This is a genomic window from Sphingobium xanthum, assembly GCF_019737615.1.
Taxonomy (GTDB): Bacteria; Pseudomonadota; Alphaproteobacteria; order Sphingomonadales; family Sphingomonadaceae; genus Sphingobium; species Sphingobium xanthum.
The window spans coordinates 94,568-108,185 of record NZ_JAHKKS010000007.1 but is presented as its reverse complement, the minus strand read 5'-3'; the positions used below and the strand labels follow the sequence as shown (position 1 = coordinate 108,185).

The 13,618-nt window shown below is 65.0% G+C and carries 17 protein-coding genes and 1 tRNA gene; 6 read left to right on the top strand and 12 right to left on the bottom strand.

All coding sequences use genetic code 11. The features are described from left to right. Window positions 1-100: 100 nt before the first annotated feature. Window positions 101-361 carry a hypothetical protein gene (locus KM135_RS12710; protein WP_221714395.1) on the bottom strand — a complete coding sequence of 87 codons (261 nt, stop codon included), beginning with the start codon at window positions 359-361 and terminating at the stop codon, window positions 101-103. Between the two features lie 25 nt (window positions 362-386). Here KM135_RS12710 and KM135_RS12705 point away from each other — a divergent pair, with 25 nt between their 5' ends. Next, on the top strand, window positions 387-1,601 hold the full coding sequence (locus KM135_RS12705; protein ID WP_221714394.1) for a glycosyltransferase family 4 protein: 1,215 nt from the start codon (window positions 387-389) through the stop codon (window positions 1,599-1,601). Between the two features lie 105 nt (window positions 1,602-1,706). Here KM135_RS12705 and KM135_RS12700 read toward each other — a convergent pair. From KM135_RS12700 to KM135_RS12680, 5 genes are all read right to left on the bottom strand, one after another. After that, window positions 1,707-1,783, bottom strand: a tRNA-Arg gene (locus KM135_RS12700). Between the two features lie 63 nt (window positions 1,784-1,846). After that, window positions 1,847-2,314, bottom strand: a complete 468-nt coding sequence (locus KM135_RS12695; RefSeq protein ID WP_221714393.1) for a DUF1178 family protein — start codon at window positions 2,312-2,314, stop codon at window positions 1,847-1,849. Continuing rightward, the gene (locus KM135_RS12690; RefSeq protein ID WP_221714392.1) at window positions 2,311-3,135 is read right to left on the bottom strand and encodes a carbon-nitrogen hydrolase family protein; all 825 of its coding nucleotides are present in this window, start codon (window positions 3,133-3,135) and stop codon (window positions 2,311-2,313) included. The genes KM135_RS12695 and KM135_RS12690 overlap by 4 nt, the downstream gene beginning before the upstream one ends. 16 nt (window positions 3,136-3,151) lie before the next feature. Further along, complete coding sequence (gene grxC / locus KM135_RS12685) at window positions 3,152-3,409, bottom strand: glutaredoxin 3 (RefSeq protein WP_221714391.1); 258 nt, start codon at window positions 3,407-3,409, stop codon at window positions 3,152-3,154. Window positions 3,410-3,459: 50 nt separating this feature from the next. Then, window positions 3,460-4,206, bottom strand: a complete 747-nt coding sequence (locus KM135_RS12680) for a ComF family protein (RefSeq protein ID WP_221714390.1) — start codon at window positions 4,204-4,206, stop codon at window positions 3,460-3,462. A gap of 43 nt (window positions 4,207-4,249) precedes the next feature. Between KM135_RS12680 and KM135_RS12675 the strand changes: the two genes are divergently transcribed. Continuing rightward, window positions 4,250-5,101: a class I SAM-dependent methyltransferase gene (locus tag KM135_RS12675; protein ID WP_221714389.1), complete on the top strand. Its 852-nt coding sequence runs from the start codon at window positions 4,250-4,252 to the stop codon at window positions 5,099-5,101. Here KM135_RS12675 and KM135_RS12670 read toward each other — a convergent pair. Continuing rightward, on the bottom strand, window positions 5,098-5,502 hold the full coding sequence (locus KM135_RS12670; protein ID WP_221714388.1) for a (deoxy)nucleoside triphosphate pyrophosphohydrolase: 405 nt from the start codon (window positions 5,500-5,502) through the stop codon (window positions 5,098-5,100). The genes KM135_RS12675 and KM135_RS12670 overlap by 4 nt on opposite strands. Window positions 5,503-5,584: 82 nt before the next feature. Between KM135_RS12670 and KM135_RS12665 the strand changes: the two genes are divergently transcribed. Together KM135_RS12665 and KM135_RS12660 are read left to right on the top strand one after the other, a co-directional pair. Then, a complete protein-coding gene (locus tag KM135_RS12665; protein WP_221714387.1) occupies window positions 5,585-5,755 on the top strand; it encodes a Flp family type IVb pilin in 171 nt (56 codons plus the stop codon). A gap of 126 nt (window positions 5,756-5,881) precedes the next feature. Further along, window positions 5,882-6,046, top strand: coding sequence for a Flp family type IVb pilin (locus KM135_RS12660; protein ID WP_221714386.1), 165 nt, complete (start codon window positions 5,882-5,884; stop codon window positions 6,044-6,046). A 112-nt stretch (window positions 6,047-6,158) separates the two neighbouring features. On the opposite strand, the gene KM135_RS12655 is transcribed toward KM135_RS12660, so the two are convergent. From KM135_RS12655 to KM135_RS12635, 5 genes are all read right to left on the bottom strand, one after another. Beyond that, window positions 6,159-7,640: a M48 family metalloprotease gene (locus tag KM135_RS12655; RefSeq protein WP_221714385.1), complete on the bottom strand. Its 1,482-nt coding sequence runs from the start codon at window positions 7,638-7,640 to the stop codon at window positions 6,159-6,161. A 252-nt stretch (window positions 7,641-7,892) separates the two neighbouring features. After that, window positions 7,893-8,837 (bottom strand): acetyl-CoA carboxylase carboxyltransferase subunit alpha, encoded by a 945-nt coding sequence (locus KM135_RS12650; protein ID WP_221714384.1) that lies wholly within the window; start codon window positions 8,835-8,837, stop codon window positions 7,893-7,895. Between the two features lie 9 nt (window positions 8,838-8,846). Beyond that, window positions 8,847-9,776: a tyrosine recombinase gene (locus KM135_RS12645; protein WP_221714383.1), complete on the bottom strand. Its 930-nt coding sequence runs from the start codon at window positions 9,774-9,776 to the stop codon at window positions 8,847-8,849. After that, window positions 9,776-11,623, bottom strand: coding sequence for a hypothetical protein (locus KM135_RS12640; RefSeq protein WP_221714382.1), 1,848 nt, complete (start codon window positions 11,621-11,623; stop codon window positions 9,776-9,778). The genes KM135_RS12645 and KM135_RS12640 overlap by 1 nt, the downstream gene beginning before the upstream one ends. Before the next feature lie 6 nt (window positions 11,624-11,629). After that, window positions 11,630-11,803: a hypothetical protein gene (locus KM135_RS12635; protein ID WP_221714381.1), complete on the bottom strand. Its 174-nt coding sequence runs from the start codon at window positions 11,801-11,803 to the stop codon at window positions 11,630-11,632. Window positions 11,804-11,895: 92 nt separating this feature from the next. Between KM135_RS12635 and KM135_RS12630 the strand changes: the two genes are divergently transcribed. Together KM135_RS12630 and aroB are read left to right on the top strand one after the other, a co-directional pair. After that, window positions 11,896-12,435 (top strand): shikimate kinase, encoded by a 540-nt coding sequence (locus KM135_RS12630; protein WP_221714497.1) that lies wholly within the window; start codon window positions 11,896-11,898, stop codon window positions 12,433-12,435. Further along, on the top strand, window positions 12,432-13,529 hold the full coding sequence (gene aroB / locus KM135_RS12625; RefSeq protein ID WP_221714380.1) for a 3-dehydroquinate synthase: 1,098 nt from the start codon (window positions 12,432-12,434) through the stop codon (window positions 13,527-13,529). Before KM135_RS12630 ends, aroB begins: the two co-directional genes overlap by 4 nt. Window positions 13,530-13,618: the final 89 nt, after the last annotated feature.

Here is a 13,618-nt window from a genome sequence, read left to right as displayed (position 1 = left end):
GCCAGTTTCCCGACACCGCCCGGCACGATAGACCGAGTGAAAACCTCAGTCCAACTGCGGACCACTAGCCCGCCTCTCCTTCAATATTATGTCGCTGCGGCTATCTCCCCGCCCGCTTATATTCGGTTAAGATCAGCGATGAAGATCGACGATCCCGTTGGAAGAGCGCATCCAGAATCGAATTAGCAAAACGAGTGTCCGCATTTTTCATCCAAAAACAACCGGGCAGGCGCGATATCTTCGCTTCGACATGTCGCAATTGGCGGCAGCGATTGACGAGAGCAGGATTTTCATGTCGAGGCGGAACTGATGCTTGATATTGGGAATGACGCGGTGCCGCAGCTTCGCTCATCTGCGCCATGCGGCGCAAGGCGGGAGAAAACCACATGAAGCTGGCCTATCTGCTCGCCTCATATCCGATGACCAGCTCAACCTTCATTCGTCGCGAGATCGCGGCGATCGAGGCGATGGGCCAGCCTGTCCATCTTTTTTCCGTCCGTCATTGGGATGGCGAGCTCGTCGATCCGGCGGATAAGGCCGATCAGGCCCGCACGAACTATATCCTGACCGGCGGCAAGGGCGCGCTGATCCGCGATGCGCTGATCACGGTCCTGCGCCATCCCCTGCGAACGCTGGGCGCCCTGCCGCTCTGGTGCCGGGTTTACGGCAATGCCCGGCGCAAGTTCGTCGCGCACACAGCCTATTTCCTAGAAGCGCTGGCTTTTCGCACGCGGGCCGCCCGGCTCGGCATCGAGCATGTTCATTCCCATTTTTCGACCAATGGCGTGACCGTGGCGATGATTGCCAATGCGCTCGGCGGGCCGCGCTACAGCTTCACGGTCCATGGCCCGGACGACCTCTTCCCTGGTGAACCGCAGGCGCTGTCGCTCGCGGACAAGGTCGCGCGCGCCAGCTTCGTGATCGCCATCACCGACTATTGCCGCAACCGGATCGTCGAGGAAGCGCCGGACTCGGCAGGCAAATTGTCCATCATCCCCTGCGGCATCGAGCTGGACGGCTTCCCGTTCGACCCGACGCCGCCTGACAGCAGCCGGGTCATCTGCATCGGCCGGCTCTGCGCGAACAAGGGCCAGGTCCACATCCCGCCTGCCGTGGCTGCCGTGGCGGAGGAATTCCCCGAACTCGTCGTCGAGCTGATCGGCGGCGGCGAGGAAGAAGACGCGATCCGCAAGTCGATTGCCGCGCACGGCGTGGATAAGCAGGTCGTCCTGCATGGATGGGGCACCGGCGCCTATGTGCGGGCACAGCTCGAAGCCGGTCGCGCCATGTTGTTGCCCAGCTATGCCGAGGGACTGCCAATCGGCATCATGGAGGCCTTCGCGATCGGCCGCCCGGTTCTCACCACGCGGATTGCAGGCATACCGGAGCTGGTCGATGATCGGTGCGGATGGATTTTCGAGCCGGGAGATGAAGAAGCCATTGCCGAAGCGCTGCGTGGCCTCATGCGGGCCACAGCGGAGCAACGCGCCGTCATGGGGGCGGAAGGTCGCCGCCGGGTCGAGGAACGCCACGACCTGCATAAATCGGCGCGACTTCTGCTTGACGCCTTTCAGCGGGCGGAAAAGAACGCTGGCGAGTGAAAGTTCAAACCCGCCAGGGTTCGCAAGGCCAAACGGCCGCCCGAGCTTATGCGGGATAGCCAAGTGAGCGGATGCCCGCGCCGACGCCTGAGGCCAAAGCGAAGATGGTGCGCCCGACAGGATTCGAACCTGTGGCCCCCAGATTAGGAATCTGATGCTCTATCCTGCTGAGCTACGGGCGCACGCCTGACGCGCTCTATTGTGCCGGGCGGAGCCGGTCAATCTCGACGCCGGAAGGGATTGCGTCAGTTTGCCTGATCCGGCGGAATGATCGGAACGATCAGCGGCGCTACCGGCAACCCCTCCTCCATCATCTCGCGTGCCTCGCTGAGATTGGCCGTGCCGTGAATGGCGACGCTGTCCGTCTCGCCATAATGCATCGCGCGGGCCTGCTCGGCGAAACTGTCGCCGACCCATTGTGATTGCTTGAGCGCCTCGGCCTGTGCCTGCGCCAGCGCATCCATCAGCGCACGGACGCGCTCCTCGGCTTCTCCGCCGCCCGGCGCCATGAACCGGCCCGCCGGCGTTGACGCCATGCGCTGATTACCCTTGGTCGCCACTGCTGGCGCCATCACGGCCTTTTCGACCCCGTGCATGCCGCAGGTCGGACACACGATCAGCCCCGTCGCGCGCTGCTGCTCGAAGTCATTGCTCGACCGGAACCAGATTTCGAAGACATGCCCGCCGGCGCATTTGAGATCGAACGAGATCATGAGTGTACGACGTCGCCAATCTCGCGCCGATGACGCAGCACCGGAATGCGGCCCCGCACGTCCGCCAGACGTTCCAGCGGCACATCAGCGAAGTAAAGCCCCGGCTTATCCCCCCCGTCGAGCAGCACCGTGCCCCAAGGATCGACTACCAGGCTATGTCCATAAGTGGCGCGACCGTCCTCATGTGTGCCGACCTGTCCGGTGGCGACCACGAAAGCCGAGGACTCGATCGCCCGGGCCCGCAGCAGCACATGCCAGTGCGCATCGCCCGTCGGCACCGTGAAAGCGGCCGGCACGGAAATGATGTCGGCGCCCGCATTGCTGAGCGCCCGGAACAGGTCGGGGAAGCGCAGATCGTAGCAGATGGTCAGCCCGAGCTTGCCCCACGGCGTCTCCGCGACAGTCGCGCGTTCGCCGGCAACATAAGTGTTCGATTCGCGCCAGCTCTCGCCGGTTGGCAGATCCACATCGAACAGATGAATCTTGTCGTAGTGGGCGCGGATATCGCCCTGATCGTCGATCAGGAAGCTCCGATTGCGTCGCTTGGCGCTCCCTGGATCGCGCAGGGCGAGCGAGCCGAGATGAACCCAGATCCCCTGCTCCCGCGCTGCCGCCCGGACGGCCGCCAGAACGGCGTCCTCCTCCTCCGTCGCGATCACGGTCTCGGAACGCTGCCGGTCCTGATCGAGGCAGCCGGACATTTCCGGCGTGAAGATCATGTCCGCGCCGCCGGCCTTTGCCTGCGCCACGGCATCGACCAGCGCGCGCGCATTGACGACAGGATCGAGTCCGGAGGTCATCTGGAACAAGGCGATGCGCATGGTCGTCCGATGCCTCTCAGGCGCTTAGCATCTCGTCCAGCTTGCCGCTGGCATCGAGAGCGACCAGGTCGTCGCATCCGCCGACATGCTGACCGCCCACGAATATCTGCGGAAAGGTCGCGCGGCCGCCCGACCGCTCGATCATTTCGCCACGCTGCGGACCGCCCATCGTGAGGTCATACTCCTCAAACTCGACGCCCTTATCGCGCAGGAGGGCCTTCGCGCGCGCGCAATAGCCACAAAAAGCGCGTGTATAGATCTCGACATGCGTCATGATTGCGACAGATCTCCTTGTCTTCGATGTCGTGGCCGGTGCGGGGAATGTCAATCATCCGATTGCGACACGCGCGTCCAGCAGACGATCTCAATCCGCGCCGCGCTACTCCGTCCGAGCAACCGCGCGCAAGCGGTTACCGTCGCCCCGGTGGTCCAGATGTCATCGACGAGAATGATCGTCCGGCCCGCCAAGCGATCCCTGGCACCCGGCGCCAGCGCAAAGGCCCCGCGCACGATCCGCGCCCGGTCCCGCGCGCCCAGCGCATGCAGGGGCGGCGTGTTCTTCACCCGCCGCAGCAGATCGAGCTCCACCGGCAGACCGGTCTTGCGGCTGAGATGGCGCGCAATGAGCGCCGCCTGATTGAATCCGCGCGACCAGATCCGCCAGCGATGCAGCGGCACTGGCACGATCAGCGCGCCTTCGTGATCGCCTTCGGGGAGCAAGCGCGCGATATGCCCGGCCATCACCGCCGCGAGGCTGAGGCGCCGGCCATATTTGAGCCGATGCGCCATGCCGCGTGCCACCGCGCCATAGCGCATCACGGCCCGCGCGCGCTCATAAGGCGGCGGTGTGGCGAGACAGGCGCCACACTGCCCCCCGATTCCCATCGTGCCCGGCAGTTCCCTACCGCAAATCTCGCACATCGGGTCGCCGAGAAAGTCGATCGAACTCCAGCAGGCCGCGCACAACGTGCCCGGCTCCGCGACGACCGTGCCGCACGCCGCGCACCGTGGCGGCAGTGCATAATCGAGCAAAGGACGGGTAACGGCCTTGAAAAGCGGCAGCACAGTCATCGCGCGACTTGTCCCATGGCGCCGGACCCGGCACAAGCCCGCCATGTCCGTCCCCAGTATCTTCGATGACCGCCGCCGCGTGATCCGCCGCGATCGCGCCGCGCGCAGCTTCGCGGCGCATGATTTCCTGTACGAAGCGATGGCCAGCGACATTCTGGATCGCCTGAGCGATGTCACACGCGCCTTTTCGCGCGCGCTCGTCATCGGCTGCCCCGACGAGCGCATCGCCAGGGATCTCCAGATGCGCGGCATCGCCACGACAAGCGCCGATCCCGGCAGCGTCTGGGCGAGCAGGGCCGGCAGCGACCAGATCCGCGAGGACCGGCTACCTTATGAAGCAGCAAGCTTCGATCTCGTCCTGTGCTGCGGCACGCTCGATGCGGTGAACGACCTGCCGGGCGCACTCATCGCAATGAATCAAGTGCTAGAGCCCGATGGTCTGCTGCTGCTCAGCTTCGTCGGCGCCGGCTCCCTTCCGAAATTGCGGGAGGCGCTTCTAGCGGCGGACGGTGATCGGCCGGCACAACGTCTTCACCCGCAGGTGGATGTCCGCGCCCTCGGCGATCTGCTGCATCGCGCCGGCTTCGCCATGCCGGTTGCCGACAGCCAGATACTCGACGTGCGCTATGGCTCGTTGTTCGGCCTGCTGGCCGATCTGCGCGGCATGGGCGCGGCGCAATGCCTCGCCTCGCCCCCGCCTTCGCTGACCCGCGCCGGCCTCGCGCGCGCGGCGGAGGTCTTTTCCGCGGCGTCGGACAATGACGGGCGCACGCGGGAGCGTTTCGTCATCTTGCACGGCAGCGGATGGCACCCCAGTGCAACCCAACCCAAGCCCGCCCGACGGGGCAGCGCGAAGATTTCGCTTGCCGACGCGCTCAAGCCGCCGTCGAGCTAGATCAGCGCATCCAGCATCGCGACCAGAGGCAAGTCCGCCGGCGGCATCTCGAGCGAAAACAACTCGTGACTGCGCAGCCATCGGCCCTCTGGGGCTTCGGTCAGCTGCACCTGACCGCGCCATTTACGGCAGACATAGAGCAGGAGCAGCAGCGGCCGATCGCCGATATGCCCGGTCGCGAAGGTTGCGGGCGCCAGGCAGGCGGTCTCCGTCTCGATGCACAGCTCCTCACGCAGTTCGCGAATCAGAGCGTCCTCGGGCGCCTCGCCCGCCTCCACCTTACCGCCGGGGAACTCCCAAAGGCCGCCCATCGACTTGTCGGCCGGGCGCTGCTGGACGAAAATCCGCGATTGTGCGTCGATAAGTGCCGCCGCGACGACGACGAGAGGCGTCTGGGTCATCCGGCGGGCATGCCTCTACAAATTGTTAACATCTTGGGGCCTACATATCGCGGCAAATCGGGCTGTTGCAGAGGAATTTCGGGTGCGTGCATTTCTCCACCGGATCAGGTCGTGCAAGAAAGGCGCTACGGCCGTCGAATATGGCCTCATCCTCGCGATGGTTGTTCTGGCCATGATTGGCGCGCTCTCAAATGTCGCGTCCAAGACGAACGGCATGTGGACGAATGTCGCAAACGAAGTAAACAATCATTAACCATCAATTCTTTACAGTTCTTCCGCAAAATTAGGAAATTGGAAACCAGTCAGTCGGTATCACCAGGAAGCTCGCTGATTTTCAGTAGCCGGGTGTTTCAAGTACTGCAGACTGAGGAGACCTCACATGAAGTCCATTCGCAAGCTTTTCAAGAACAACAAGGGTGCGACCGCGATCGAGTACGGCCTGATCGCCGCTCTGATCGCCGTGGCCGCCATCGGCGCCATGAGCAGCCTGGGTGGCAAGCTGAACTCGACGTTCAACAAGGTTGCCAACAACCTGAACGACTAACTCTCCCTTTGAGGCGTTCGACGACTCCTCAAAAGCAAGAATGGGCGGCTTCACCTCGGTGACGCCGCCCTTTTTTTGTACCAATGTCCATCGAGGCATTTCCTCGTGACGCCTAGTAGCTCACGATCTTCACGCGCGTTCCGGGCTTCAGCGTCGCATTGGCAGCGAGACCGTTCAGCACCAGAAACCGGTCGAGCTGGTAGTCGCCATAGGCCATGCGACTCGAAATGCTTCGCGCAGTCTCGCCCGATCGCACCGTAACCAGCCTGATGCGACGCGGCTTGATCGCGGCCGCTTCGCCGTCGTTCATCCGGCTGACCGAGTTGATTAGGCTCGAAAGTCCGCCGAGCCCCTGGCCCGCCGGCGTGACCACCACGAAATGATAAGCCGTGGACGGACCGAACTGATAACCGACTACCGTGACATCCAGCCTCAATCCCTGGCTGTTGCTCATGCTCGCGCTGCCATAGCCCACGGACAGCCCGTTGATCGTGCTGCGCTGGACAGCGACGGAGGGCGTCTGCCCCTGCCCTGCCAGTTGCCCGAACACGCTGCGCACATAGGCGTCGAGATCGCCGTTGAACGACGTACCGGTGAATTGCGCCTGGCCGGACTGGCCGACGATCGAGACGGCATTGGTGCCATTCTGGATCGCGAAGCCGCTTGGCGCGGTGAACTTGAGCTTGAACACCGGGTGCAGGAACTGGGCGCCCTGAATAATCCCTTCCTTGGGATCGTCATCATAGAGTAGCCCGTCCAGATTGCTGATGAAGGTCGCGGCGTTGCGCAGCGTCGCCCTGGAGCCGGTCGCCTGTGCATTCGTCAGGGCACGGCGCACGCGCGATGCGGGATCAGGGTGCGTACTCGCCCATTCGGGAATGGCGCTGTTCTGGCCGCGCGTCCGCGCATCGAGCGAATTCTGCGCCGCCAGCGATGAGAGCATCGAGGAAAGCGCCTTGGGATCATAGCCCGCCTTCGCGAGATAGCGGATGCCCAGATCGTCCGCTTCATATTCCTGCGTTCGCGAAAATTTGAGCGTCAGGAGTTGCGCGCCGGTGCCGATGCCTCTCTGAAGGAGTTGGCCGAGGCCGCTATCGCCGGCCACTGCGCCGATCAGCACTTGTCCCAGCACGCCGAGAATAGAGTTCCGCGTCGCCGCGCTCTGTCGCCTCTTGCTGTGCTGGGCAGCGACATGGCCGACCTCATGGCCGAGCACACCCGCGAGCTCCGCTTCGTCGTTCATCAGCGCCATGAGCTGGCGCGTCACATAGACATAGCCGCCGGGGATCGCGAAGGCGTTGTTCACGGAACTGTTGAGCAGGCTGATCGTGAAATCATTCTGCTGGCTGGAGAGGCTCGACTGGACAGCGATCTTGCGGCCAACGCTCGTCACATAGGCGGCCTGCGGCCCCTGATATAGCCCGCCAAACTCGTTGAGCAGTTCGGGATGCGCCTTGGCGCCTTCCGCGCGCTCGGACTGGCTCATCGACGTCGCCGTCTGGATCTGCCGCTGCTGCGCGACGCCAGCCTGCGTCGTCGAGCAGATCGCGACCATTGCGCCGGTCAGCCAGAGCTTGCGATAGGTGCGACCCATGTCTCTCCCCTTCTGTTCATTAGTGCGAATAGTCCGCTTCAGAAGTAATGCAAAGCGCGCCTGAATGTTCCGCGAACAAGGGCTTTCCTACAGGCCGCAAAGGCTGGCAGGATTGGCCCGTCTCCGCTCTTTGAATCGTCCATCTCCCTCATCCGCAATCGAGGGCAAGCTTCGCCGCGACCGGACTTTGCCATGCGCGATATACACGAGGTTTGTGAAGTTACGAGACAAGTATCTCGCAAGAACCGTAGCTTAGCTTCCGAGCGCCAGGAACTTCTCTGCACGCTGGTTGCGCAATTGCGTGCCACTGAGGCCATCGAGCGTCCGCAACTCCTCGGTAATCGCCTTTTGCAGTGCCTGGATCGCCACTTGCGGTTCGCGATGCGCACCGCCGAGCGGCTCGGGCACGATGCGGTCAATGACGCCAAGCGTGAGCAACTGCTGGGCCGTCACCTGCATCGCCTGTGCAGCATCCGCCGCCTTGTCCGCCGTCCGCCACAGGATCGAGGCGCAACCTTCCGGCGAAATCACCGAGTAGATGGCATGTTCCATCATCAGCACGCGATTGGCCGATGCGAGCGCAACGGCACCGCCGGAACCGCCCTCGCCGACCACGGCCGCGACCATCGACACGTTGAGCGCCAGGCAGGCCTCGGTCGCACGGGCGATCGCCTCGGCCTGCCCCCGCTCTTCGGCCTGCACACCCGGAAAAGCGCCCGAAGTGTCGACCAGCGTGACCACCGGCAGGCCGAAGCGGCTTGCCAGTTCCATCAGCCGCACGGCCTTGCGGTAGCCCTCCGGCATGCCCATGCCGAAATTATGCTTCACGCGGCTCGCCGTGTCGTTGCCCTTCTCATGTCCGATCAGCATGACCTTGCGGCCCGAAATCGTCGCGAAACCACCCTGAATGGCCTTGTCGTCGGCATAGGCGCGATCGCCGGCGAGCGGCATGAAATCGCTGCACATCGCGCTCACGAAATCGCGGAAATGCGGCCGCTCGGCGTGGCGAGCGACCTGCGTCTTCTGCCAGGGCGAGAGCTTGCCGTAGAGCTCGGCCAGCATCGTCGTCGAGCGCTGCTGGAGCTTCTCGATCTCGGCGTCGATATCGATCGCGCCATCATCGGCGGTTTCGCGTAGTTCGTCGATCCGCGCCTGCAGCGCCGCGACCGGCTTCTCAAAGTCGAGATAACTGATCATCGCAGCGCCCTAAGCGCCCGACCGCTTCAGGTCAACGAGCGGATGACGCTCATTCACCAAGGTCACCAGCCTCGCCGCATCAACGTGCGTGTAGATCTGCGTCGTCGCGATGTCGGCGTGTCCCAGCATCGCTTGCAGGGCGCGCAGATCGGCGCCGCCCTCGAGCAGATGGGTTGCGAAGGCGTGGCGCAGGACATGTGGACTGACTCGCGCCGGATCGATGCCTGCCGCTGCCGCCAGCGTGCGCACGAGCTGGAAAAGGCGGACGCGGCTCAGATATGACTTGCCGGACGGGAACAACCAGGCGCTCTCCTCCGGCACATGCGGCCGCCAAGCGGCGACAGCGGCGCGAGCCCGGTCCGAGATCGGCACGAGCCGCTCGCGCCCGCCCTTTCCGCGCAGGATGAGGTAGGGCCGATCCGTCGCCAGCGCGTGCAATGGCAGTGAAACCAACTCGCTCGCCCGTAACCCCGAACCGTAAAGCAGCTCGATCAGCGCCGCGAGCCGCAGGTCGAGCGGACTCGGATGGGCCGTATCGAGCCGGGCCGCGATCACGGCGAAGATGGCATCGACATCCTGATGGCTCAGCACCTTGGGCAAGGGCCGCCGCGTGCTGGGCCGAGGCAAGGCGTCGGACGGATTGTCGGCCCGGATCGCCTCCGCTTCCAGAAAGGCGAAAAAACCGCGCAAGGCCGAGGACTTCCGTGCCAGGCTCGACGGCGCCAGCTCGGACCAGCCACGGCCGAGTTTCGCAAGAGCATCGCTGTCGGCATCGGCCAGATTGCCGAGCACCCCGGCCGCGTCCTCCAGATCGTTGCGATAGGCGAGCATGGTGTTGCGCGCAGCACCCCGCTCCGCCGCAAGCATGGCGAGATAGCGATCGATCATCGCCCGATCGCGGGCGCCGATGGAAGCGGGCTCCTCTCGGGAGCGCGCCATCAGAGGCGGGCCATCGCCTCGGCGGCGATCATCCGCGCATAGGGATCGAGACCGACCTCGCGCAGCGCCGAGATGACGAAATAGAGCTGCTGCGGCGGCAAGCGGCGCCAGTCCTGCCCCTGCAGGCCGACCGCTGCCAGCAAGGCAACCGTTCCACGCTCACGCCGCTGCGCCGCCGCCATGATGCCCTTCGCCCAGGGCTTGCGCGGCGTCGTGTCGACACCCGATTCCTGCAGCAACCGCGCACGATCCGCAGCCGGGAGCCGGTTGAGGCCGCCAAGCGCGGCGACGAGGCAATGACCGAGAAGCTGTTTGTCGCTGGCATCGGCCGAGACGAATGCCTCGATACGGGTTGTCGAAAGATCGAAGCCCGGCGCCGGCAGGCCCGTCGCGAGCAAGGCCCAGCTGCGCTCGAGGGCCGGCCCCTGCAGGCGATCCAGCGCGGCGGACCAGCGCGCGGCGCTGCGATCATAGCCGCCCGACAGCATCGCGGCGAGGAGCCACGGCGTATCATCGGCGGCGCCATCGGTCGCCGGAATGGCAGCAGCCGCCCGCGCGATCACCGGCAGAGCGCCATAATAGACGCCCTCCGGCCCGGCGAACCAGTCATCCGCCGGTTTGGCTTGCCAGAAACCGCGCATCGCATCGATCCGCGCACGGATGGACTCGCCGGCATAGGCGCCGCGCAGCAAATCGGCGCGCTCGGTGGCAGCCGCATCGGACTCGTCGCGCTCGGCCAGCGCGGAATAATAGCTGAGCGTCGCTGCGCCGGAGAACACCCCCAGGCGGCTCGCAACTGCGGTGCCGGGCAAGCGCTGTGCAAGGGTCAGGCTCGGCGCGCGGGCCTCCCATGCGCGGACCTGTGGGCCGACGCTGGCATAGAGCGCGGCAGGGATCTCGACATTGGTCGCCGTCGCGAGGCCAAAACGCCAAGTGGTCAGTCGATTGACGCCTTCCCACTCGATCTTGACCGAGCGGCGGCTGTTTGGGCCGGCGCCTACGGTCTTTTCAGCGAGGCGATAGTCGATGCCACGCGCGATGCCGCGACGCTCAGCCTGATTGAGCAAGGCGCTGGCCGTGCCCTGATCGGCTGAGAAAGATGCGCAGATCGCCTGCGCCATGAACCAGCCCGGCTCATCGGTGAAATCGCGCGCGCGCGGCAACAGCGGACAGAAGCCGGCCGGGTCGGCGGAGGCAAGCTGGGCCTGCATCGCCACGGAATAGAGCCGCCGGGTGAACTGGTCCGAATCGACGCCCTGAATCAGCAGGCGGGCATTATCCGCCTCGCCCATGCGCAGCAGCAGCCAGGCGCGCTCGGCGACCCAGTCGGCGCCGTTGATGTCGCTCGGCGTATCGACCTGCGAGAGCAGGGCGCGGCGCGCCAGGATGCTCACCCAGCGCGAGAGGAATGGCGCGCTCGTCGCCTGCATGATGCGGGCAAGACCCTGTCCCTGCCCGGCGCCGAACGCCGCGCGATCGAGCCCGCCCAGGTCCGGCGTCAGTGGTCCGATCGTATCGAGCGAGCGACGGGCGGATGCGGGAAGATCGTATTTCTCGCCGATCTCGTCGGCGGCATTCTCCGTGCCGTTGCTGGAGAGCGCGAGCGCGGCAGCGGCCTGATCGATCGTCGTCGTCGCTGTCGTACTCGGCAGGATCGATGTGGGCGCCGCCGTCTCCTGCTCGGGCGTCTGTGGCTGGTTCGGCGTCTGCGTTGGCTGCTGGCGCGGCGGCGGCTCGTTGCCGAAGCCCTCGGGGAGGAGAGATTCAGGCCCGCCCTGCGCCAGCACCGGAATGGCGATGGCGAGGGCGCTGAGGCCGATCAGCAGATGAGAGCGCGTGAGCCGCATGCAACCTTATCCGCCCAGCTTGTCGGCGGGCACGGCCATTTCAATCTGCCCGGTCGGCTTCTCGCCGCCATTCCACCAGGAAATGACGAGCAGAGCCACGAAGAGGACGAGGAAGAGCGGCCCAAGGAAGAACAAAGGATGTCGACGGGCGCGGTAGGGATCGCGGCGGCTGAGTTTCATGACGGGATTATGTGCCCTTACCGTTTCAGGTGCCGGGCAAGCGGATGATGGCCGTTGCCTCAAGCGTCGGCGGCTGTATAGCCGCGCTCGTCATGGGGCGAAACGATAAATATGAGGAACGGGATGCGCTCCCTTCCCTCGTGCTGGTCGGGCTGATGGGCGTGGGCAAGTCCACCATCGGTCGCCGCCTCGCCGCGCGGCTCGGCCTGCCCTTCATCGATGCCGATGACGAGATCGAACGGGCGGCGGGCATGAGCGTGCAGGAAATCTTCGACACCTATGGCGAAGCGCAGTTTCGCGATGGCGAGCGGCGCGTGATCGCCCGGCTGATCGACGGCACGCCCAAGGTGATCGCGACGGGCGGCGGCGCCTTCGTCAATGAGGAGACGCGCAAGCTGATCCTCGAGAAGGCAGTGGCGGTCTGGCTCGACGCCAATATCGACATCCTTGTCGAGCGCGTCTCGCGCCGCGAAGGGCGCCCGCTGCTCAAGAACCGCAATCCGCGCGACGTGCTGATGCGCCTCGCGGCCGAGCGGCAACCTTATTATTCGCAGGCGCCGATCCGCGTGATCAGCACGGATTCGCCGCATGATGCCACCATCGACAAGATCATGAGAGCCATTGGCCGATGACCATCGTCCCCGTTTCCCTTGGCGATCGCAGCTATGACGTGCGGATCGAAGCCGGCCTGCTCGATCGCGCGGGTGAGGCGCTCGCGCCCTATGCCACGGGTCGCCCGTTCCTGGTGATCACCGACGAGCGTGTCGCCGAGGCGCAGTGGCCGCGCCTGAAGGCCGCGATTGAAGGCGCCGGCCTCGCCGCCGAACTGGTCACGCTGCCCGCGGGCGAGGCGACCAAGAGCTGGCCGCAGCTCGAGGCGCTGACCGATCGGATGATCGAGCATGGCATCGAGCGGCGTGACCATGTCATCGCGCTCGGCGGTGGCGTCATCGGCGATCTGGTGGGCTTTGCCGCCTCGATCGTAAAGCGCGGGTGCAATTTCATCCAGATCCCGACCACCCTGCTTTCGCAGGTCGACAGCTCGGTCGGCGGCAAGACGGCGATCAACAGCCGGGCGGGCAAGAATCTGCTCGGCGCCTTCCATCAGCCTTCGCTGGTGCTGATCGACCCGGACACGCTCGACACGCTGCCGCTGCGCGAAGTGCGCGCCGGCTATGCCGAGGTCGTGAAGTACGGCCTGATCGACGATGCCGGCTTCTTCGAATGGTGCGAGGCCAATGTCGGGAAGCTGCTGGCCGGCGACAGCGAGGCCCGCGCCTATGCCATCGCCAAGAGCGTTGCCGCCAAGGCCGCCATCGTCGCCGATGACGAGCGCGAGACCAGCGGGCGGCGCGCGCTGCTCAATCTCGGCCATACGTTCGGCCATGCGCTCGAAGCCGAGACCGGCTTTTCCGACAAGCTGCTCCATGGCGAAGGCGTCGCCGCCGGAATGGCGCTGGCGTTCGGTTACTCGACTCGGCGCGGCGAGTGCAGCGGCCAGGAAACCGGCCGTGTCGTCGCGCATCTGCGCGCTGCCGGCCTCCCCGCTTCGCTTGGCGATGCCGGCATCAGCGCTTCGGGCGAGCGGCTGGTCGAGCATATGCTCCACGACAAGAAGATGAGCGCCGGCACCCTGCCCTTCCTGCTCGCGCGTGGGATTGGCCAGACATATCTCGCCAAGGACGTCCAGCTGGACGATGTCGCGGCCTATCTGGACGCTGCCTGACCGCTTTTGTCAGGGATCTGGGCATTCTAGCGCGGGATGCGTGAATAGAGAATCATCGCGATTCAATGGCTTGCCGAGATAACTTCTCT